Source organism: Nibribacter koreensis, from assembly GCF_039541795.1.
GTDB lineage: Bacteria > Bacteroidota > Bacteroidia > Cytophagales > Hymenobacteraceae > Nibribacter > Nibribacter koreensis.
On sequence record NZ_BAABGX010000002.1, the window covers coordinates 345550 to 364032 of the forward strand.

The following is an 18483-nucleotide window of genomic DNA, read 5'->3' on the forward strand; positions in this document are numbered from 1 at the left end:
GTTTTTAGGCTGATTTCTGGAAATTAGGTCAAAAACGGATTACTGTTTCGCGGCACGAATCTCCTGCAAAATACGGTCACCGCCTTGGCTCAAGACTACGTGGGCTAGTTGTTCCCCCATGGTCTCTGCCTGCTCTCTGTCGCCGGTGGTTTCCTCCAAAATAAATTCTTCGCCGTCTAAGCTGATGATACCCGCTTTCAAGGTCAACTGGTCACCCTCCAAAGTAGCCAGCGCGAAGGACGGGATACTGCACCCGCCTTCCATGGTGCGCAGATAGGCGCGCTCAGCGGCGAGGCAAGAATGCGTTGGGGCATGGTCTAAGGCTTCTTTTAACTTCAGTTTCCGCTCTAGTGGCAAGGTCTTGGCGCACTCTATGGCTACGCTTCCCTGTCCGGCCGCTGGAATGAAAGTATCCAAAGGCAGATGCTGGGCAATCATGTGGTCATACTGCATGCGGGCCACGCCGGCGTACGCTAGCAAAATGGCATCATACTGACCGTCTTGCAGCTTTTGGATGCGCGTTTGCAAGTTGCCCCGACACTCGGCGGTAATTACGTCTGGGTAAAAACGCTTGAGCATGGAGCGGCGGCGCGTAGAAGAGGTGCCAACCACTTGCTGGCCTTCGCCCAACTTGAACAGCGGGTCAAACGAAATGACCACGTCATGCACTTTCTCGCGCTCCATAAAGGCCAGCAGTTCTAAATCATCTGGGATAGTGGATTGCACGTCTTTGGCGCTGTGCACGGCAATGTCAATAGAGCCATCCCGCAGGCTTTCCTCCAGCTCTTCGGTGAAGACGCCTTTGGCGCCTATTTTGTCCAGAGACTTATCCAAAACTAAGTCGCCTTTGGTGGCGATGGTGACAATGTCAACTTCCATGCCGTGGGCCCGCAGGGTGTCGGCTACGTGGTGGGCCTGCCAAAGCGCCAGACGGCTTCCGCGGGTCCCGATTCTTATGATGGGTGAGTTTGTATCTGCTTGCATAAGTTCTATTTAAGCGACTGGCCTGATTAAGTGCGCAATCTGAATAGACGTATCTAAAAACGTAATCTTGGGATGCGCGTTCCGCTCAATGTGGTAATGCGCCTCATTTATCTGCTCAGAGAGCTGGGCACCGTTGCCCTGGTGAATAAGCTTTGAGAACTTCTGCACAAAGTCCAGTTCGGGCGCTGGCAGAAAGGTAATCAACTGACTGTCCACGCCATACAACAACACCTTACGCAACAAATTCAAGGCAAATTGCAGGAAGTTCTTCTGGTTCTCGCGGCCCAGCTTCTGGAAATCTTCGCTCTGCTCAATGATGCCGTCAAACTTGTGGTTGTAGCACAGACGCATCCAGCTCAGGAAAAACGTGAAGTAGTCTGAGGTCATCTCTTTGCTCAGCACCCGCGCCGCCTGCAAATTCCCTTCGGCCAACTGAGCCACCTGGTATGCGGTGTCCTTGTCAACGTTTTGCTGTTCTGTCAGGTAATAGATGACTTCCTCTTCTGTAAACATGCGCACTTTCACCAATTGCGTCCGCGAAAGAATGGTGGTCAGCACCTTGTCCGTGGAGTTGCTCACCAACAAAAACACTGTCGCGGCTGGTGGCTCTTCCAACAACTTGAGCAGGGCGTTGGCCGTGGTGGAGTGCAACAGCTCGGGTAGCCAGATGATGACTACCTTGTATTTGGCCTCGAAGGCTTTCAACGCGGTGGTTCTGATGAGTTCGCGGCTTTCCTCGCGGGCAATGTTGCCTTGCTTGTTGTCGGCGCCGATGTACTGCATCCAGTCGTTGAGTGTCTGGTACGGGCTGTCGGCCAGAAACGTGCGCCAGTGCTTGATGAAGTTTTTGCTCAAAGCCTCGGACTGGTCCTTGGTCTTGGTCACCGGCATCACAAAGTTAACGTCTGGGTGAATGAGCTTGCTGATTTTGGAACAGCTGGAGCAGGTACCGCAGGAATCTTCTGCCGTGGGCGTTTCGCAGTTGAGGTATTGAGCGTAGGCCAGCGCCAAGGCCAGGTTAGCCCCGCCCTCCGGCCCGAAGAACAGTTGCGCATGGGCCACGTGCTGTGCCTGCACCGAGTTCAACAGCAGTTGCTTGGTTTCCTGGTGGCCGTAAATTTGAGAAAACTGCACGATGGGTTTGGTTTAGAAACTAGGCGGAATGCCTTGTTTTCAAATGAATTGTAAAGATAAGAGAGTGACGGCGTTTTTAGGCTATTTTTCAGAAATCAAGCCAAAAACGGTTTTCTCCTGCCTTAGTTCTCTTTGCCAACCACGGATTCTCCCCTTGAGGATTATTCAAACGAGAGTTTGAGATAGCGAGCGTAGCTCAGCAGAGGGGTGTTTACATCAGTTGGTCATCCCGCCCACCGTTGTTGGTGTTCTCACCAACGACCTATACGGCCTATCATTGAGCAGTTACCTCCAAACTCTTCACTACTAATTACTCTTTCATACTTCCTATTCAGGTTTGTCACTTTTCTCCTTGATGAGAAAAGTAACCAAAAGAATCAAGAGCCCCCGAACTCGCTGACCGCTCAGACAGGGCGGGGGCTCACAGAGGTGCACCGTGAGAAGTGACTTGTTGCATTGTGAGCTTACGCCACTGCCACTTTATGAGTCACTGCTTTCTCCCTCGCGAAAAGAGACTTAAATTGACCAGTCTCTTTTCCCTCGGTCAAGGGCTGGCGGGCTGCTGCTGGAGGGGCTGCAATGCCGTCATCGCCCTGCAGGCGGAATGTTTCACAATAAAACTCCCGTTTTTGGCCTGTTTCCAGAGAAATAAGCCAAAAACGGGAGTTTCTGTTGTAACTGTGACTTATATCTTAAGCCGTCTTCTCCCAGTTGCGGGAAGGCTTGGTTTGTTCAAAGACGTGGGTGAGAATGTTTTTGTCTTCCTCAGTCAAAGTCAAACCGCGGCGCTCCAGGACTACTTGGACTACTTCAAAGACTTTGCGCAGCTGGAAGGTCTCATAGCCGGTAACGCCACCCCAAGAAAAGGATGGAATGAAATTTCTGGGATAGCCCGCGCCAAATACGTTCGCGCCCACGCCTACCACCGTGCCGGTGTTAAACATGGTATTGATGCCGCACTTGGCATGGTCGGCCATCATGAGGCCGCAGAACTGCAAGCCAGTGTCCACGAAGCGCTCTTTGGCGTGGTGCCAGAGTTTTACCTTGGCGTAGTTGTTCTTGAGGTTAGAGTTGTTGGTGTCTGCGCCAAAGTTGCACCATTCGCCTACTACCGAATTACCCAGATAACCTTCATGGCCTTTGTTGGAATACCCGAAGAACACGCAGTTGCCTACTTCACCGCCAACTTTGCAGTGTGGCCCTACGGTGGTATCGCCGCGCATCTTGCCGCCAATGTTGATGGTACTTTCTTCGCAGAGCGCAAACGGCCCTCTAATCACAGCACCTTCGTGCACCTGGGAGTTTTTGCCCAGGTAGATAGGGCCGTCCTCAGCATTGAGAATGGCGGCTTTGATTTTAACGCCTTCTTCAATGAAGACATTCTCTGGCGCATAGACAATGGTATGCGCGTCGTTGACCGGTTGGCTGGTTCTGCCTTTGGTCAAACGGGCGAAGTCTGCTTTAATCTGTGCCCCGTTGATTCTAAAAATATCCCATGAATTCTCTACCAACACCACGTCTGCGTCTTCCACGTTCATTTTCTCCGTGCTGAAGTTGGCATACAACTCCTCTATAGATGCATAGGAAGTAGCGCCGGCGTTGATGGCCAACAAGGTTTCGCCGCTGTACAACGCCTGGCCTTCTTTCAAGTCCTGTACCTGGGAGAACAGACCGTCTGTTGGGCACAAGGCGCCGTTCACATACAAATTGGCGTCAGTGATTTTCTGCGCGAACTTCTGCTGCAGGTAGTCCTGCGTCAGGAAGGAAACCTGTCCTTGGGAGAGATGCGCCCATTTCTCAGAGATAGTCTGGATTCCTACCCGTATCTCCGCTACGGGGCGGGTGAAGGTGAACGGCAATAGGTTGGCCCTAAGGGTGGGATCGTCGAAGAGAATGATGTTCATAGGTCAAAAATAAAAAAGTCTTCCCGAATATTTTCAGGAAGACCTTTATACGTTAGGGCGCAGAAAGCGCTTATTTCTTGTAACGCTGCTTGAACTTGTCAATACGTCCTGCAGTATCCACGAAAAGGTTTTTACCAGTGTAGAACGGGTGCGAAGCAGAAGAAACCTCTACTTTAACCACTGGGTAAGTCTTGCCGTCTTCCATGGTGATGGTCTCGTTAGAGTTCATGGTAGAGCGGGTGATGAATTTAAAATCTGAGGAAGTATCTTGGAAAACTACTTCTCTGTACTCAGGATGAATGTCCTTTTTCATTGTATTGCTGTATTTTTAAAGACGCATTTCTAGAATCAGGTGGCAAAATTAAGAATATCTTCTGCATATTAAAACTATATACCTAAAATATTTCAGAGCGTTGGTTTACGCCACACATGGCCGGATTGGCAAATATTTCAGTAATTTGGCTGCATATATCATGTTTAACTCTTGCCTTAGCCGATTATGGTCTATACCACTGACAACCTGATTCTGGACCGACAGGCCATCCTTCAGAAAATCACGCGCATTGCCTATGAAATCTATGAGCGCAATTTTGAGGAAGAGCGCTTGGTATTGGCTGGCGTGTATGAGAACGGCTACATCCTGGCCCAACTCCTGGAACAGGAACTGAAAAAGATTTCGCCGTTGACGGTTGAACTGATGGAGGTGCGCCTGCACAAAACCCAGCCCTTACAACATGAGCTTAACCTCACCCCCAGCCCAGAATCTTTGACAGACACGGTGGTGGTGCTGGTAGATGATGTCTTGAACACCGGCAAAACCTTAGCCTATACAGTAAGAGCGTTTCTGGACAAGGACTGCAAGAAACTGGAAATAGCCACGCTGGTAGACCGGCACCATCCCCTCTACCCCATTTCGGCTACCTATACCGGTTATTCCTTGGCTACTACTATTAAAGAACACATCAAAGTAGAGTTGGACGAAGAGAACTTTGGCGCGTACCTTATGTAATGATTAGTGAGTAATGAATAATGACTAATGAAAACAGGTTAATTCTCAATTATTCAATCATCATTCGTCATTACAAATTATTAATCATTGGTCATTAATCACTAATCATTATTATCATGAAAATCTGCTTCGCGTCTAACAATGCCTATAAACTTAAAGAGATACAGTCTTTGCTGGGTGCACCGTTTGAGTTGGTGAGCTTAGAGGAATTGGGTTGCACGGAGGAGTTAGCCGAAGACCAGGACACCTTAGAAGGCAACGCCCTGCAGAAGGCGCAGTATGTTTGGGAAAAGTACAAGACGCCTTGTTTTGCTGATGACACCGGGCTGGAGGTAGAAGCCTTAAACCAAGAGCCAGGCGTGTATTCTGCCCGCTATGCAGGACCAGAGCGCGACAACCAAGCCAACATGCAGAAGGTCTTGGACAATCTGAAGGGAAAAGAAAACCGCAAGGCGCGTTTCAGGACGTCAATTGCCTTGATTATGGAAGACGGCGAACCACATTACTTTGACGGCATCGTGGAAGGCCATATTCTGGAAGCACCCCGCGGCACTAACGGTTTTGGCTACGACCCCATCTTTGCGCCAGAGACCAGTTCGCTCTCCTTTGCCGAGATGACTGGTGAGCAGAAGAACGAAATCAGCCACAGGGCGCGTGCGGTGAAGCAGTTGGTTTCTTTCTTACACCACCGCTACGTGCAAACCGGCACCTGAGCAAATTCTTTTGGGGCATCGTTAGGCGGGGTACGTGTAAACACGTAATTTTGCACCCCGTAAACCAACTGCACTTATGCATCAAAAGCCGTTCATTGTAGGCATTACGGGAGGGAGCGCCTCAGGAAAAACCACCTTCTTGAGTAGATTACTGGCTTCATATGCACCTGAGGACATCTGCCTCGTCTCACAGGATAACTATTACCACGACCGTGACAAGCAGTTCAAAGATGACCAGGGCGTTCACAACTTTGACCTGCCCACCTCTATTGACAGCCACGCCTATGCCCAGGACATCCTTAAGCTAAGCCAAGGCCAGACTATCCACCGTCAGGAGTACACCTTCAACAATCCCAACGTGGTTCCGCGTCAACTAGAATTCAAGCCGGCGCCTATTGTGGTGGTAGAAGGCATTTTTGTATTCTATTTTGAGGAAGTGGCCAAGCTCCTGGACTTGAAAGTGTACATAGACGCCAAAGAATACATTAAGCTGCAACGCCGCATCATCAGGGATAAGGTAGAGCGCGGCTATGACCTGGATGACGTATTGTACCGCTACACCCACCACGTAGCCCCTACCTATGAGAAATACATCAAGCCGTTTAAGAACGATGCGGATGTGATCATCCCCAACAACCGCAATTTTGACAAAGGCCTAGAAGTGCTGGTAACCTACCTAAACACCAAAATAGGCAAATAATCCAAGGCGGTTTTCAGCCCCGCCGGAACTCTTTCTGAAAGCCTCTGCTTTACCTAGGTGTAAGGCAGAGGCTTTTGTTTTATGCAGGATTCCTATATCTTTGCTTATACAGATGAAAACCGGACAAAACATATCTCATCATTGGCGCCTGCTATGGACTAGCTTGGCCCTGCTGTTGGTATTGTCTGTAAACCATCAGGTACTGCCGGCGTTTGCCAAGTCTGCCGCCTCTACTGAGAAAACGTCAGTTAAGGCGCATACAACCCAAGAAGGCACTATTGTCAAGCAGAAAGTATCATTTGAGGCCACTACCTCTTTTGTAGACCTTGTTCTGGCAGAGCCAGATACACTTCCTACTTTTACCTTTTCAGCACCAGCAACCCAGAAACTTAAAACTGAGGCGCCGCTGGCCTATTGGACTTTTTTCCTACAGCAGCAGGCTACCCAACCTATTTCGCCCAACGCGCCCTAACGCGTCTTTGCCGCACTCATAGCTTTTCTGGCTATGGAATAGGCGTTCCCCTTCGATTTCTGCTTTACAACTGCCCAAATGTCCTGGTAAAACCTGGTCATAAAGCTGTTGAAGGCCTCTTTAGCATTATCAATACTTTTCTATACATTTTACAAAACCCATGCGTAACAAAGGATTTATTATTTTCCTGACGGTGATAGTCACGCTTCTGTGCTTGCACTACCTATCGTTCACACTAGTGTCACGCAACGTGGAGCAAGACGCCGCCACGTTTGCCACTGATGCCAAAGGCAATGTAGACCACTATAAAAAGCAATCTTATCTGGACTCTGTCTGGAAGACGCCGGTGTACAACTTCTTAGGTATGAAGAATTATACCTATCAAGAAATCAAAGAAAGCGAGCTAGGACTTGGTCTTGACTTAAAAGGCGGCATGCACGTAACGCTGGAGGTTTCTCCGGTAGAGATCATCAAAGCGATGGCCGGCAACCGCAAAGACCCGGCGTTTGAGCAAGCCATTGCCCAAGCGCAGAAACTGCAGGTAAACAGCCAGGAGAACTTTGTAGACCTGTTCTACCGCTCTTACCGCGAGATTGCCCCTAACGCCAAGTTGTCTTCATTGTTTGCCAACAGCGCCAACCGCAATTTGAGCTACGCCTCTACAGACCAGCAGGTATTAGCAGAGATCAACCGCGAGGTAAACGATGCCGTTGCCCGTTCATTTAACATCCTGCGCACGCGTATTGACAAGTTTGGCGTAAACCAGCCTAACATTCAGCAACTGAAAGGTACCAACCGCATCCAGATTGAATTACCAGGTGTAGACAATCCAGAGCGTGTTCGTAAATTATTGCAAGGAACTGCCAACCTGGAGTTCTGGGAAGTATGGCGCACAGATGAGTTCGCTCCTTATTTCACGCAGTTGAATGATTACCTGGTAAAAGAAGAGTCTGCCAACAAATTGAAGGGCACTTCTAAATCTGGCGCTTCTACCCTGGCCGCCGCCGCCGCTCCGGCAGACACTGCCCTTGCCAAAGCTTCTGGCGATACTACTGCCCTGGCTAACCAATTGGCCAAAGCTGACACAGCTGGTGCTAAGACTGATTCTTTGAACACGAACCAAAGCTCATTGTTGGCACGTTTGTTCACGCCGCTTCCGGGTGGCTTGGGTTCTAACGTACGTGACACGGCTAAAGTAAACGCCTTGTTTGCCAAGGAAGAAGTACGTGCCCTGTTCCCGCAGAACATGAAGTTCTTATGGGGTGTGAAGCCTATCGTGGCCAATGACGGTGCTGAGTTCCTAGAGCTTTTCGCGGTTAAAAAAGGACGTGATGGCAAGGCGCCTTTGACCGGTGAGTACATCGCTGACGCTCGTCAGGATTACAGCCAAACGGGTCAGCCAGAAATCAACATGGCCATGAACGTGGCCGGTTCTAAGAAATGGCAGCGTTTGACGGCAGATAATATTGGTCGTCAGGTAGCCATTGTGTTGGACAACTATGTATACTCTGCCCCTGTGGTACAGAATGAGATCAGCGGTGGTAACTCTTCTATCTCTGGTTCTTTCACTATTGACGAGGCTCAGGATTTGGCCAATATCTTGAAGGCTGGTAAAATGCCAGCTCCTACCCGTATTGTAGAAGAAGCCATTGTAGGTCCTTCTTTGGGTCAAGAGGCCATCAACCAAGGTTTGCTTTCTTCTTTAGCCGGTCTTGCGCTAGTGGTTATCTTCATGATTGCCTACTACGCCAAAGGCGGTATGATTGCTAACATTGCCTTGTTCTTTAACATCTTCTTCATCATTGGAGTGTTGGCACAGTTTGGCTCTGCCTTGACCTTGCCTGGTATTGCCGGTATGGTCTTGACCATGGGTATGTCTGTAGATGCCAACGTACTTATCTTTGAGCGTATCAAAGAAGAACTAGCCAGCGGCTTAAGCGTACCAGAAGCCATCAAGCTTGGTTACAGCAGAGCGTTCAGCTCTATTTTTGACTCCAACGTAACCACGTTATTGGCCGGTATCATCCTGTATTTCTTCGGATCTGGTCCAGTAAAAGGATTTGCCATCACGTTGATGATTGGTATTGCTACCTCTTTCTTCACGGCCGTTTACGTTTCTCGTATTCTGGTTGAGTGGATGTCTGCCGGCAAAAACGCCGACAGCCTTTCTTTTGCCACTCCGCTTTCTAGAAACTGGTTCAAGAACATCAAGTTTGACATTCTGGGCAACCGCAAGAAAGCCTACATGTTCTCTTCTGCCTTCATCATCTTGGGTATTGTGGCCATGGTGATCAACGGTGGTTTAAACCTGGGCGTTGACTTTAAAGGAGGCCGCGCTTACGTGGTAGACTTCCCTACGGCCATAGCCGCCTCTGACGTGCGCACCAACTTGTTGGATGAGTTTAAGGGCAGCGGTACCGAGGTTAAAACCTTTGGCGCCAGCAACCGCTTAAAAATCACGACCAGCTACCTAGCCGAGGATGAGTCTGCTCAGGCAGATGAAACCGTTCAGGCGGCGTTGGAGACTGGTTTACAGCAGTATGCAGGTCATAAAATACAGAGTTCTTCTAAAGTAGGGGCTACCATGGCAGATGACATCCAGAAGACGGCGTTGATCTCTGTGATCTTGGCCTTTGCCGGTATCTTCATCTACGTGGCCTTCCGTTTCAGCAGATGGCAGTACAGCTTGGGTGGGGTAGCCGCCTTGATCCATGACGTGTTAGTGGTGTTCTCTGCTTTTGCCATTGCAGACCTGCTAGGTTTCTCTTTTGAGATTGACCAGGTGTTCATTGCCTCCATCCTGACCATCATTGGTTATTCTATCAATGACACGGTGGTAGTGTTTGACCGTATTAGAGAGTACACCAGAGAAAATCCTCGTCTTAAATTCAGAGACATTGTCAACCCAGCCTTGAACAGCACGTTCAGCCGTACCATCATTACCAACTTAACGGTATTATTGGTGGTGGTTGTGTTGTTCATCTTCGGCGGTGAGACGTTGAGAGGCTTCTCCTTTGCCATGTTGATTGGATCATTGACGGGTACGTATTCTACCTTGTTCATTGCTACGCCAATTGTAGTAGATACTACCAACATTGACAGAGAGAACGTAAGCACGTCTGCCAAGCCAGTGGTTGTGTCTTAAGTACAACAACAGCATAAGTAAAAGGGGAGCCTAGCACATTGCCAGGCTCCCCTTTTTGTTTAATCTAAGCTTAGAGGAAAGGCCAAAGATAAGGTCGATTAAATTCAGCAACCGTTTTTGGCCTGATTTCCAGAAAACACGCTAAAAACGGAGAATCAATACCCAAACAAAAAGCCCCGGCATCACTGCCGGGGCTTTATTATATGCTTAAAGTCAAGCTTACAGGGTAACGCCTTCAGCTACTACTTCTTTCACTTCTGGCACCATGCGCTTTAACAGGTTCTCGATACCGGCTTTCAAAGTCACGGTAGCTGATGGACAGCCACTGCAAGAGCCTTGCAGGTTCACGGTTACAATACCGTCATTGTAAGACTTGAACGTGATGTTACCCCCGTCTTGCTCAACTGCCGGGCGCACGTAGTTTTCTAACAAGTCAATCACCTTCTGCGAGATGTCAGCGTCTTCAGCGGACAAGTTTGCAGGTAGTTCTGTAGTGGCCGCGCTGGTAGCCGCCGGGGTACCAATGAAAATTGGGCCGCCCGCCTCTACGTAAGACTTGATGAACGTTCTCAGCTCAGGGATCAACGTAGGCCACTGGTCTGCGGTGTTCTTGGTCACGGTCACAAAGTTGCTCGCAATGAACACTCTGGACACGTACTCAAAGTTGAAAAGCTCCTGCGCGAACGGCGAGTCCACGGCGGCCTCTACGTTGGCATAGTCTACGCTCTGCCCTTCTCCCAAAAGAGAAGAGTTGAGCACAAATTTCATGGACTCTGGATTGGGGTTGGCCTCTGCATACACAGAAACCGCTTTGGCTGTATTATCAATCATGGCTATATCTTGCTTTGTTATAAAAACCTGAGGCACTTGCTTTAAGTTTCCAAAATTAGGTAGAAATACAATAGGTTCTGCTTTACGCCCAAGCCAGACCGGTATGTTTTCTGAAACCAGCCTAGAAACGCCTGCCTGTTTGCCGCATAAACCGTAACTTTACCCCCATACCTGTTCCATCATTGCCCATCATCCATGTTTAACGTTTCTGTCCTGTTGTCTGTCACCCCGCATGACATTCCTGGTTTTCTCATCATTCCCTTTGTTCTCTTAATTGGCTTGATTGCCACCGGGCCCATCTTCTTTGCGCACTTCTGGCACAAGTACTACAAATACATTGCCGTGGCCTTAGGACTCTTGGTACTGGCCTATTATCTGGGCGTACTCCATGATACCCACCTGCCCGCCGAGACCCTGGCGGAATATGCTTCCTTTGCCGTCTTACTAAGTGCCTTGTACATAGCCGCCGGCGGAATTTACATCAACGCCAACGCCAATGCCACGCCCATCATCAACGTGGTCATCTTGTTTGTGGGCGCGTGTCTGGCCAACGTGATTGGGACCACGGGCGCGTCTCTCCTGTTAATCAGGCCGTTCATCAGGTTAAACAACCACCGCATACAGCCTTACCAGATTGTGTTCTTCATTTTTATAGTGAGCAACGCCGGTGGTATGCTCACGCCGCTGGGTGACCCGCCTTTGTTTATTGGCTTCCTGAAAGGCGTGCCTTTCTTCTGGACGTTCCAGCATTTACTAACGCCTTGGTTTATGGCCGTGGGTGGTCTTTGCGCCATCTTCTTCTTGAGAGACAGAATGAACAAAGAAGTCTTTCAGCCACGCGCCGAAGTGAAGGCCCGCCTGGAGGCCAAAACCGAATTCTACTTTACCGGCAAGCGCAACATTCTGTGGCTGGCCGTCATCATTGGCGCCACCTTCCTGAACCCTTCTACCTATGAATGGCTCCCGTACATTCCCTTAGAGGGCGGCATCAAGGTTTCTTTTGTGCGCGAACTGGTGCAGTTGACGGCCGCGTTCCTGTGCTATAAGTTTGCCAGTAGAACCGCCTTGAACGGTAACCATTTCTCTTTTGACCCTATTCTGGAAGTAGTGTTTCTGTTCTTCGGGATCTTCTTCACCATGATGCCGGCTTTACAGCTTTCTGCCGAGCTGGCTTCTAGCCCAGAATTCTCTGCCTACCTCACGCCTAGCATGCTGTACTGGACTACGGGCTCCTTGTCTGGCGTCCTGGACAATGCCCCCACCTACGCCAACTTCCTGTCACTGGGCATGGCCAAATACGGCATGAACTATGGCAGCGTGGACCATGTACAGCAATTTGCCCATGGGTTGAGCAACGCCCCTGAGACCTTATTGTCTTTAGAAGCCATTTCTATTGGCGCGGTATTGTTTGGCGCCATGACCTACATTGGCAACGGGCCCAACTTCATGGTGAAAGCCATTGCCGAGCAGGCCGGGGTCAAGATGCCGCCATTCTTCACCTACGTCTACAAATATTCGCTGGTGTATTTGTTACCCATCCTGTTCCTGATCTGGCTGGTGGTCATTTTGTAGATAAACCCTACATAGCAGTAGTCCCGTTTTTGGCCTGGTTTCTAGAAATCAGGCCAAAAACGGGACTACTGTTTTAAAAGGAACGCAGGACTGAAAACCGAATTAAAAGATGCGCCCGGACACCGTTTTTTGCCTCTTTTAGCCAAAACAGGCAAAAAACGATATTAGGCTAATCTATTGGCGCGTTGTCTCAAGACAAAGTCTGCCAGCACCAGCGCGGCCATGGCGTCTACAATGGGTACGGCTCTTGGCAATACGCACGGGTCATGACGGCCTTTTCCTTCCAGAAGGATTTCCTGCCCGCTCTGGTCAATGCTGGTCTGCGGTTGCAAAATGGTAGCCACCGGTTTGAACGCCACCCTGAAATAAATGTCCTGCCCATTCGAGATGCCCCCTTGAATTCCGCCGCTGTGGTTGGTGCGTGTTTTCACTTGGCCGGCTTCATCTGTGTAAAAAGCGTCATTGTGCTGAGAGCCGTACATACTTACGCCAGCAAAGCCGCTGCCGTATTCAAAGCCTTTTACCGCGTTGATGCTGAGCATGGCCTTTCCTAGTTCGGCGTGCAGTTTGTCAAAGACGGGTTCTCCCAAGCCTGCCGGCACGCCCTTGATTACGCAGGTCACCACGCCGCCAACGGTATCCAGTCTGTCTCTGGTTTCTTCTATGAGCTGAATCATGGCCTGGGCCGTCTCTGGGTGCGGGCAACGTACTATGTTGCTGTCCACTTGCGTTAAATCCAGCAACGCGTAATCTGCCGGGGCGTGGATGTTTCCTACCTGTGAGACATAGGCGGTGATTTGAATGCCTTGCTGCGCCAAGAACTTCTGGGCCAACACGCCGGCGGCTACGCGGGCCAGCGTCTCACGGGCCGAGCTTCTTCCGCCGCCGCGGTGGTCACGGGAGCCGTACTTGGCGGTGTAGGTATAGTCTGCGTGCGAGGGCCGGTAGGCTTGCTCAATATGCGAGTAGTCATGGCTGGCCTGGTCCTTGTTGAACACCGTGAGCGCAATGGGCGTACCCTGCGTCTGGCCGTTGAAAATACCAGATAGAATCTGCACCTGGTCTTTCTCGTCGCGGGGCGTAGTGATCTTGGACTGTCCTGGCCGGCGCCGGTCCAGGGCCTGCTGAATTTCTTCTAGGGTAATAGGGAGCCCCGCGGGGCAACCGTCCACCACCACGCCCACTGCCGTCCCGTGTGACTCCCCGAAGGTGGTAATCTTAAAGATGGATCCGTAGGTGTTGCTCATGAGTTCTTCTTGATGAATATAAAGAGGGCCACCACCAGCAGCACGCCTAAGGCAATGTTACTGTAGCGGCGGGCTTCCTGCATTTGGTCCAACAGGGTAATCCTGTTGCTTTCAGTGGCAATGATGTCATAAAAGCCGCCCACGCTTTGTGCCCTGATGGAGGCATTCTGGTCTTCTTGTCCCCGCACCCGCACGGTCATGGAAGGCCTAAGCGTGTCATACCTGGCGGTTACCGGATTAAAATACACCCATTGAAAAAGCGTGCGCATGGGGTACGCCCCAGGATGACGACCTACAATAAAATACCTGAACGTCTTGGTACCGGCTATTTTACCGTTGGCTCTGTTCACATACTGCCGTACCTCGGGCGGATAGATTTCAATGCCGCTAGACGCCCATAAGGTCTGCGGCGAAGGCATGGTGCCTATGCTTCCCTCACCGGCTATCATAAACTGGTACACGGCATTCTGGTTCACGGAAATTGTGCCTCTTGACAGCTGCTCCTGTAACCTGAACACGCCCACCGGCACCTGGTCCCTGAGCGGGTGCGGCGGCAAGGCCTGTACCGTGACAGTCTGCGCCCCAGATGTGTAGATTTTATATTCTGGCAGGCGGTTTTGGGTTAACAGGCTTGGATTCTTAGCCACCTTGTACTTGACCATCTGCAATTGCACCCCCGGAAAACTGAGCGCCTGTGCCGTGATGGGAAACAAGACCGCCTCATACAGTTTGTAGCGGGTAAAGGCCTTGTCGCCCACTTTTATTTTCTCAGGCTGAATCTCCTGCTGCTCCAACACTTCTTCCCAAGCGCTTTTCTGCTTTAGTTGTCGCACAATTTCTAGGATCTGGGTCTCAAACTGGTAGAAGTCCAGCAAGCCCAGATCTGTGTCTGCCACATAAAACCAGAGAGACACGGGCACGCTCTCGCCTACGTAGGCGCGTTTTTTGGGCACGTGCAAGGTAAGAAAGGCGTTCTCCTTTACGTCTACAAACTCGGGGGCAGGTGCTACCACGGGAACTGTAGGCAGGAGCGTGTCTGCCGCGGGCTTGACGGGTTGCGCTGGCCCCACTTTTAACTTATAGGCTTTGCCGGATACCGTCTTGCCGTCTATGGTAAGGGTAAAGGGCTTCACGGTCACCTCGCCTTCTTTTAAAGGGGCGTAGCGTTGCGTGAGCGTATAGACCACGGTAATCTGCTCACCGGTCTTGTAGGTAGAAGAAGACAGTTGGCGCGTGCTTTTCTGCAAACCCTCTACCTCTGGAAAGCCTTCTACCTTGACAGGCTTGGTAGGCGATACCTTTACGGAGATGGTAAAATACTGGTCTATGGGAATAGCGGCCGGGCCATACTCAATGGAAAGACTCTGCGCCAGGCCCGTGACCGCCCAAAGCAATAACATCCATACAAGTAACAGTGCCTTTTTCATCTAATTCTCCAGAAACAGGCCAAAAACGCTCTTTACTGTTTTGCCTGAATTCAAAAATACGAAATACTGCCGTAGTGCCCTCTCTTTCTGTGCAAAAGAGGCCAGAACCTCAAAGAATCCACGATTTGTAAAAAAAGTTTGCCCGGTCAAAATCCGGATGCGCTGGTTAGCCCGTAGGTCTCGCTGAAATCTGGTTGCCAAGGCACCTAAAATCTAAGGGCCCTCCCTTTTCACCAGAGAAGGAAGCACCAGCTTTGTTACACCTTCAAACTTTAAAACTATGGCAGAAAACCTAGAACCAACTCCTGTGGACGAGACCAGCAACAGGATCAACACCCCCTTCAACAGACGCAACTTTTTAAAGTACACCGGCCTGACCATGGCTGCCACCGCCATTGTGCTCACGGGTTGCGACGATGATGATGATGACACTACCCCTATGGCCGAAGGCTCAGTGAACCTGGGCACCGGTGACGTAGGAATTTTGAATTACGCCTACGCGCTAGAGCAACTAGAGGCCGCCTTCTATACCCAAGTGGTAGCCAACGCTGCGTTCTCTACGGCCTTCCCAAGTGCTTTGGAGCGTTCCATCCTCACAGACATCAGAAACCATGAGGTAGCCCACCGTGAGTTCTTCAAGGCGGCCATTCCGGCGGCGTCCAGAATTCCAGACCTAACGCCAGACTTCAGTGCCGTTAACTTCTCAAGCCGTGCTTCTGTGTTGGCCACTGCTAAAACCTTTGAAGACCTAGGCGTAGCCGCTTATAACGGTGCCGGTAAACTATTCACAGACACAGGCAACGGTCTTACTTATTTGACCCTGGCTGGCAAGATTGTTTCTGTAGAGGCCCGTCATGCGGCAGAGATCAGAGACTTGATCAGCAACGGCGACTTTGCCAAAGGAGACTCTGGCATCATTGCGGGCCGTCAAATTGTAGACACCAATGGACTGGATGTGGCTTTAATGCCTTTAGAGGTGTTGCAGCGCGCGCAACCGTTTATCAAGCAAACAATTGTAGCAACTGGTTTACCAACACAATAATCTAAAGAAGAAATAAAGCCATGAATATATTCAACGTAATTCAAGAGATTGAAAAAGTAGATCCAGAAGTATTTGACCGCCTGGATGCCCGCAGATCTGTTTTCAAGCATTTTGCCGGGTTTAGCAAAAAGTTGGTAGCCACGGCCGTTCCTTTGGCCTTCGGTTCATTCTTGAACAAAGCCTATGCCCAGACGGGCAGCAACAGCGCCATTGTAGAAGTACTGAACTACGCCTTGACTCTGGAGTACTTGGAGGCCGAGTTTTACAAGCAGGCCGCAACTGCTTCTGCCGCCGTGGGCGCCCCTGCCGCTGCGCAAGGAGCTCTGGCCCTGATCAGAGACCATGAGGTGGCCCACGTGGCCTTCTTGAGACAAGCCATCACTAGCTTGCAAGGCACGCCGGTTATGTTTACCGCGGCTAGCTTTGACTTTACCGCTGGCGGTGCGTTTGCAGACGTGTTCACCAACTACGGTACTATGCTGGCCGTAGCCCAGGCCTTTGAAGACACAGGCGTGAGAGCGTACAAAGGACAAGCCGGCAATCTGGTAGCCAACAATACCATTTTACAGGCTGCCTTGCAGATTCACTCTGTAGAAGCCCGCCACGCAGCCCACATCAGAAGAATGCGCAGAGACACGCCAACCATCATGGCCTCTGTAAAGCCTTGGATTACCGGTAAAGACAGAGGCGGATTGCCAGCTGCCACCCAACCCATCTATGACGGCGAGGAACTGACCACCCAGGCTACCGTTAACATCATCATGAACGCTGGTGGCATTAACATCAACGCAGATTCTGCCTCTGAGGCCTTTGATGAGCCATTGACCAAAACCCAGGTGTTGGCCATTGTGGATCCGTTCATAAGATAGACCATCTTTTTAACAGATTATTAACAAAATAAAAAAAGGTAGCCTTGCAGGCTACCTTTTTTTATTAAATTTGTATAAAATCACCCATTTATAGAGCATCTTTTACAATTTTAGCACGTATAGGTTAATCCATTCAATCTATACCTTACCTATAAACACTTATACACGCCATGTTGGAGTATGTGAAAATGATCTTGGACAAAGTGAGCTTTGATCAAAAACTATTTGAGAAAGAGCTTAGAAAAGGTCTGCGGATGCTCGTGAGAAAAGAACTGGAAAGCTTGAGAGAGTGGTGCTATAAGCGCTACGGCAACAACTATGACAGTATCTTAAACCGGGTCTTCGGCAACGTGATGGCTGCTTAGGCAGTTAGACGCATCGGCTACAAATCGCACGTTACGCAGTAAGCCACTGTACCCTGTGCGCTTGACGGCAGATTTCCTGAACAAATCCTGAAATACATCTTGAGTGAGCTCTTGCCAATCCCCCATGGTGAGGCGGAGCAACTCTGGATGTGGCGAAAACGCCGGCTCTTGGTGCGGTTTACTGAACCGGTTCCACGGGCACACATCCTGGCAGATATCACAGCCAAACACCCAGTTCCCAAACTTCCCGTCTACCTCATTAGGGATCTGGTCCTTCAATTCAATGGTAAAATAAGAAATACACTTGCTGCCGTCCACCACGTACGGCTGTGAGATGGCGTCTGTGGGGCACGCGTCCATGCACTTGGTACAGGTGCCGCAATAGTCTTTGATGGGCCCGTCTGGCTCCAGTTCCAAATCCAATATCAATTCGGCAATAAAGAAGAAGCTACCGGTGCCTGGCCTGATCAGGTTGCTGTTCTTGCCTACCCAGCCCAAGCCGCTTTTTTTGGCCCAGACCTTGTCCATGACCGGCGCCGAGTCCACAAACACCCTGCCGCCCACTTCGCCAATCTCTTCTTGAATGTAATTGAACAGCGTCTTGAGCTTGTCCTTGATGACAAAATGGTAATCCTGCCCGTAGGCGTACTTAGAAATCTTAAGCGTATCCTCAGCCTGCGTTTCCTCTGGAAAGTAATTCAACAGCAGACTCACCACCGACTTGGCTCCTTCTACCAACAGCCGCGGGTCCAGCCGTTTGTCAAAGTGGTTGGCCATGTACCCCATCTGCCCATGCTTGTTCTGGTTGAGCCAGTTCTCCAGCCGGGGCGCTTCCTCTTCCAGAAACTCGGCCCTGGACACGCCGCAGTACATAAAGCCCAATTCCTGGGCCTTCTGCTTGATGAGCTGCGTGTGTTTTGGGGCTAGGTTGATCATAGAAAAGAAGAGGTGCGTCTGTTGGGGAAACAAAATTGGCTGAAAAGAATTTCACTTGCCCTATAAATTCCGTTTTTGGGTTATTTTCTGGAAAACAGCGAAAAAACGACGGCGTCTGCCACTCCTAAAGGTG

General features: G+C 50.2%; 17 protein-coding genes. 9 read left to right on the forward strand and 8 right to left on the reverse strand.

The features are described 5' to 3' along the window. Window positions 1-39: 39 nt before the first annotated feature. The 4 genes from hemC to ABD880_RS08700 all read right to left on the reverse strand — a co-directional run bounded on the left by hemC (window position 40) and on the right by ABD880_RS08700 (window position 4335). A complete protein-coding gene (gene hemC, locus ABD880_RS08685) occupies window positions 40-984 on the reverse strand; it encodes a hydroxymethylbilane synthase (RefSeq protein WP_345164698.1) in 945 nt (314 codons plus the stop codon). 9 nt (window positions 985-993) lie between these two features. Further along, complete coding sequence (locus tag ABD880_RS08690; protein ID WP_345164700.1) at window positions 994-2118, reverse strand: DNA polymerase III subunit; 1125 nt, start codon at window positions 2116-2118, stop codon at window positions 994-996. A 692-nt stretch (window positions 2119-2810) separates the two neighbouring features. Then, window positions 2811-4022, reverse strand: coding sequence for a GlmU family protein (locus tag ABD880_RS08695; RefSeq protein ID WP_345164702.1), 1212 nt, complete (start codon window positions 4020-4022; stop codon window positions 2811-2813). 70 nt (window positions 4023-4092) lie between these two features. Then, window positions 4093-4335 (reverse strand): type B 50S ribosomal protein L31, encoded by a 243-nt coding sequence (locus ABD880_RS08700; protein WP_345164704.1) that lies wholly within the window; start codon window positions 4333-4335, stop codon window positions 4093-4095. Window positions 4336-4521: 186 nt separating this feature from the next. Here ABD880_RS08700 and ABD880_RS08705 point away from each other — a divergent pair, with 186 nt between their 5' ends. From ABD880_RS08705 to secDF, 5 genes are all read left to right on the forward strand, one after another. Continuing rightward, on the forward strand, window positions 4522-5031 hold the full coding sequence (locus ABD880_RS08705; protein WP_345164706.1) for a phosphoribosyltransferase family protein: 510 nt from the start codon (window positions 4522-4524) through the stop codon (window positions 5029-5031). Between the two features lie 116 nt (window positions 5032-5147). After that, window positions 5148-5744 carry a non-canonical purine NTP diphosphatase gene (locus ABD880_RS08710; protein WP_345164708.1) on the forward strand — a complete coding sequence of 199 codons (597 nt, stop codon included), beginning with the start codon at window positions 5148-5150 and terminating at the stop codon, window positions 5742-5744. A 76-nt stretch (window positions 5745-5820) separates the two neighbouring features. After that, window positions 5821-6444, forward strand: a complete 624-nt coding sequence (locus ABD880_RS08715; protein ID WP_345164710.1) for a uridine kinase family protein — start codon at window positions 5821-5823, stop codon at window positions 6442-6444. 112 nt (window positions 6445-6556) lie between these two features. Then, the gene (locus tag ABD880_RS08720; RefSeq protein ID WP_345164712.1) at window positions 6557-6916 is read left to right on the forward strand and encodes a hypothetical protein; all 360 of its coding nucleotides are present in this window, start codon (window positions 6557-6559) and stop codon (window positions 6914-6916) included. A 160-nt stretch (window positions 6917-7076) separates the two neighbouring features. Beyond that, the gene (gene secDF, locus ABD880_RS08725; RefSeq protein ID WP_345164714.1) at window positions 7077-10061 is read left to right on the forward strand and encodes a protein translocase subunit SecDF; all 2985 of its coding nucleotides are present in this window, start codon (window positions 7077-7079) and stop codon (window positions 10059-10061) included. Between the two features lie 219 nt (window positions 10062-10280). On the opposite strand, the gene ABD880_RS08730 is transcribed toward secDF, so the two are convergent. Further along, the gene (locus ABD880_RS08730; protein ID WP_345164716.1) at window positions 10281-10892 is read right to left on the reverse strand and encodes a NifU family protein; all 612 of its coding nucleotides are present in this window, start codon (window positions 10890-10892) and stop codon (window positions 10281-10283) included. A 195-nt stretch (window positions 10893-11087) separates the two neighbouring features. Between ABD880_RS08730 and ABD880_RS08735 the strand changes: the two genes are divergently transcribed. Further along, window positions 11088-12464 (forward strand): sodium:proton antiporter, encoded by a 1377-nt coding sequence (locus ABD880_RS08735; protein ID WP_345164718.1) that lies wholly within the window; start codon window positions 11088-11090, stop codon window positions 12462-12464. A gap of 164 nt (window positions 12465-12628) precedes the next feature. Here the strand turns inward: ABD880_RS08735 and aroC are convergent, their stop codons facing one another. Further along, window positions 12629-13711 (reverse strand): chorismate synthase, encoded by a 1083-nt coding sequence (aroC, locus tag ABD880_RS08740; protein ID WP_345164720.1) that lies wholly within the window; start codon window positions 13709-13711, stop codon window positions 12629-12631. Continuing rightward, window positions 13708-15138, reverse strand: coding sequence for a BatD family protein (locus tag ABD880_RS08745; protein ID WP_345164721.1), 1431 nt, complete (start codon window positions 15136-15138; stop codon window positions 13708-13710). The genes aroC and ABD880_RS08745 overlap by 4 nt, the downstream gene beginning before the upstream one ends. Before the next feature lie 280 nt (window positions 15139-15418). On the opposite strand from ABD880_RS08745, the gene ABD880_RS08750 reads away from it, so the two are divergent. From ABD880_RS08750 to ABD880_RS08760, 3 genes are all read left to right on the forward strand, one after another. Further along, window positions 15419-16180 carry a ferritin-like domain-containing protein gene (locus tag ABD880_RS08750; RefSeq protein WP_345164723.1) on the forward strand — a complete coding sequence of 254 codons (762 nt, stop codon included), beginning with the start codon at window positions 15419-15421 and terminating at the stop codon, window positions 16178-16180. Between the two features lie 20 nt (window positions 16181-16200). Then, window positions 16201-17049: a ferritin-like domain-containing protein gene (locus ABD880_RS08755; protein WP_345164725.1), complete on the forward strand. Its 849-nt coding sequence runs from the start codon at window positions 16201-16203 to the stop codon at window positions 17047-17049. Window positions 17050-17219: 170 nt separating this feature from the next. After that, window positions 17220-17414 carry a hypothetical protein gene (locus tag ABD880_RS08760; protein ID WP_066509101.1) on the forward strand — a complete coding sequence of 65 codons (195 nt, stop codon included), beginning with the start codon at window positions 17220-17222 and terminating at the stop codon, window positions 17412-17414. On the opposite strand, the gene queG is transcribed toward ABD880_RS08760, so the two are convergent. Continuing rightward, window positions 17379-18350: a tRNA epoxyqueuosine(34) reductase QueG gene (gene queG, locus ABD880_RS08765; RefSeq protein WP_345164730.1), complete on the reverse strand. Its 972-nt coding sequence runs from the start codon at window positions 18348-18350 to the stop codon at window positions 17379-17381. The two genes, ABD880_RS08760 and queG, sit on opposite strands and share 36 nt — an antisense overlap. Window positions 18351-18483: the final 133 nt, after the last annotated feature.

Bases quoted from the DNA above. Each gene is read 5' to 3' on its own strand.
- queG (WP_345164730.1), bottom strand. From the start codon at position 18,350: ATGATCAACCTAGCCCCAAAACACACGCAGCTCATCAAGCAGAAGGCC.
- ABD880_RS08705 (WP_345164706.1), top strand. From the start codon at position 4,522: ATGGTCTATACCACTGACAACCTGATTCTGGACCGACAGGCCATCCTT.
- ABD880_RS08700 (WP_345164704.1), bottom strand. From the start codon at position 4,335: ATGAAAAAGGACATTCATCCTGAGTACAGAGAAGTAGTTTTCCAAGAT.
- ABD880_RS08750 (WP_345164723.1), top strand. From the start codon at position 15,419: ATGGCAGAAAACCTAGAACCAACTCCTGTGGACGAGACCAGCAACAGG.
- ABD880_RS08710 (WP_345164708.1), top strand. From the start codon at position 5,148: ATGAAAATCTGCTTCGCGTCTAACAATGCCTATAAACTTAAAGAGATA.
- ABD880_RS08755 (WP_345164725.1), top strand. From the start codon at position 16,201: ATGAATATATTCAACGTAATTCAAGAGATTGAAAAAGTAGATCCAGAA.
- ABD880_RS08720 (WP_345164712.1), top strand. From the start codon at position 6,557: ATGAAAACCGGACAAAACATATCTCATCATTGGCGCCTGCTATGGACT.
- ABD880_RS08715 (WP_345164710.1), top strand. From the start codon at position 5,821: ATGCATCAAAAGCCGTTCATTGTAGGCATTACGGGAGGGAGCGCCTCA.
- ABD880_RS08730 (WP_345164716.1), bottom strand. From the start codon at position 10,892: ATGATTGATAATACAGCCAAAGCGGTTTCTGTGTATGCAGAGGCCAAC.
- hemC (WP_345164698.1), bottom strand. From the start codon at position 984: ATGCAAGCAGATACAAACTCACCCATCATAAGAATCGGGACCCGCGGA.
- aroC (WP_345164720.1), bottom strand. From the start codon at position 13,711: ATGAGCAACACCTACGGATCCATCTTTAAGATTACCACCTTCGGGGAG.
- ABD880_RS08735 (WP_345164718.1), top strand. From the start codon at position 11,088: ATGTTTAACGTTTCTGTCCTGTTGTCTGTCACCCCGCATGACATTCCT.
- secDF (WP_345164714.1), top strand. From the start codon at position 7,077: ATGCGTAACAAAGGATTTATTATTTTCCTGACGGTGATAGTCACGCTT.
- ABD880_RS08695 (WP_345164702.1), bottom strand. From the start codon at position 4,022: ATGAACATCATTCTCTTCGACGATCCCACCCTTAGGGCCAACCTATTG.
- ABD880_RS08745 (WP_345164721.1), bottom strand. From the start codon at position 15,138: ATGAAAAAGGCACTGTTACTTGTATGGATGTTATTGCTTTGGGCGGTC.
- ABD880_RS08760 (WP_066509101.1), top strand. From the start codon at position 17,220: ATGTTGGAGTATGTGAAAATGATCTTGGACAAAGTGAGCTTTGATCAA.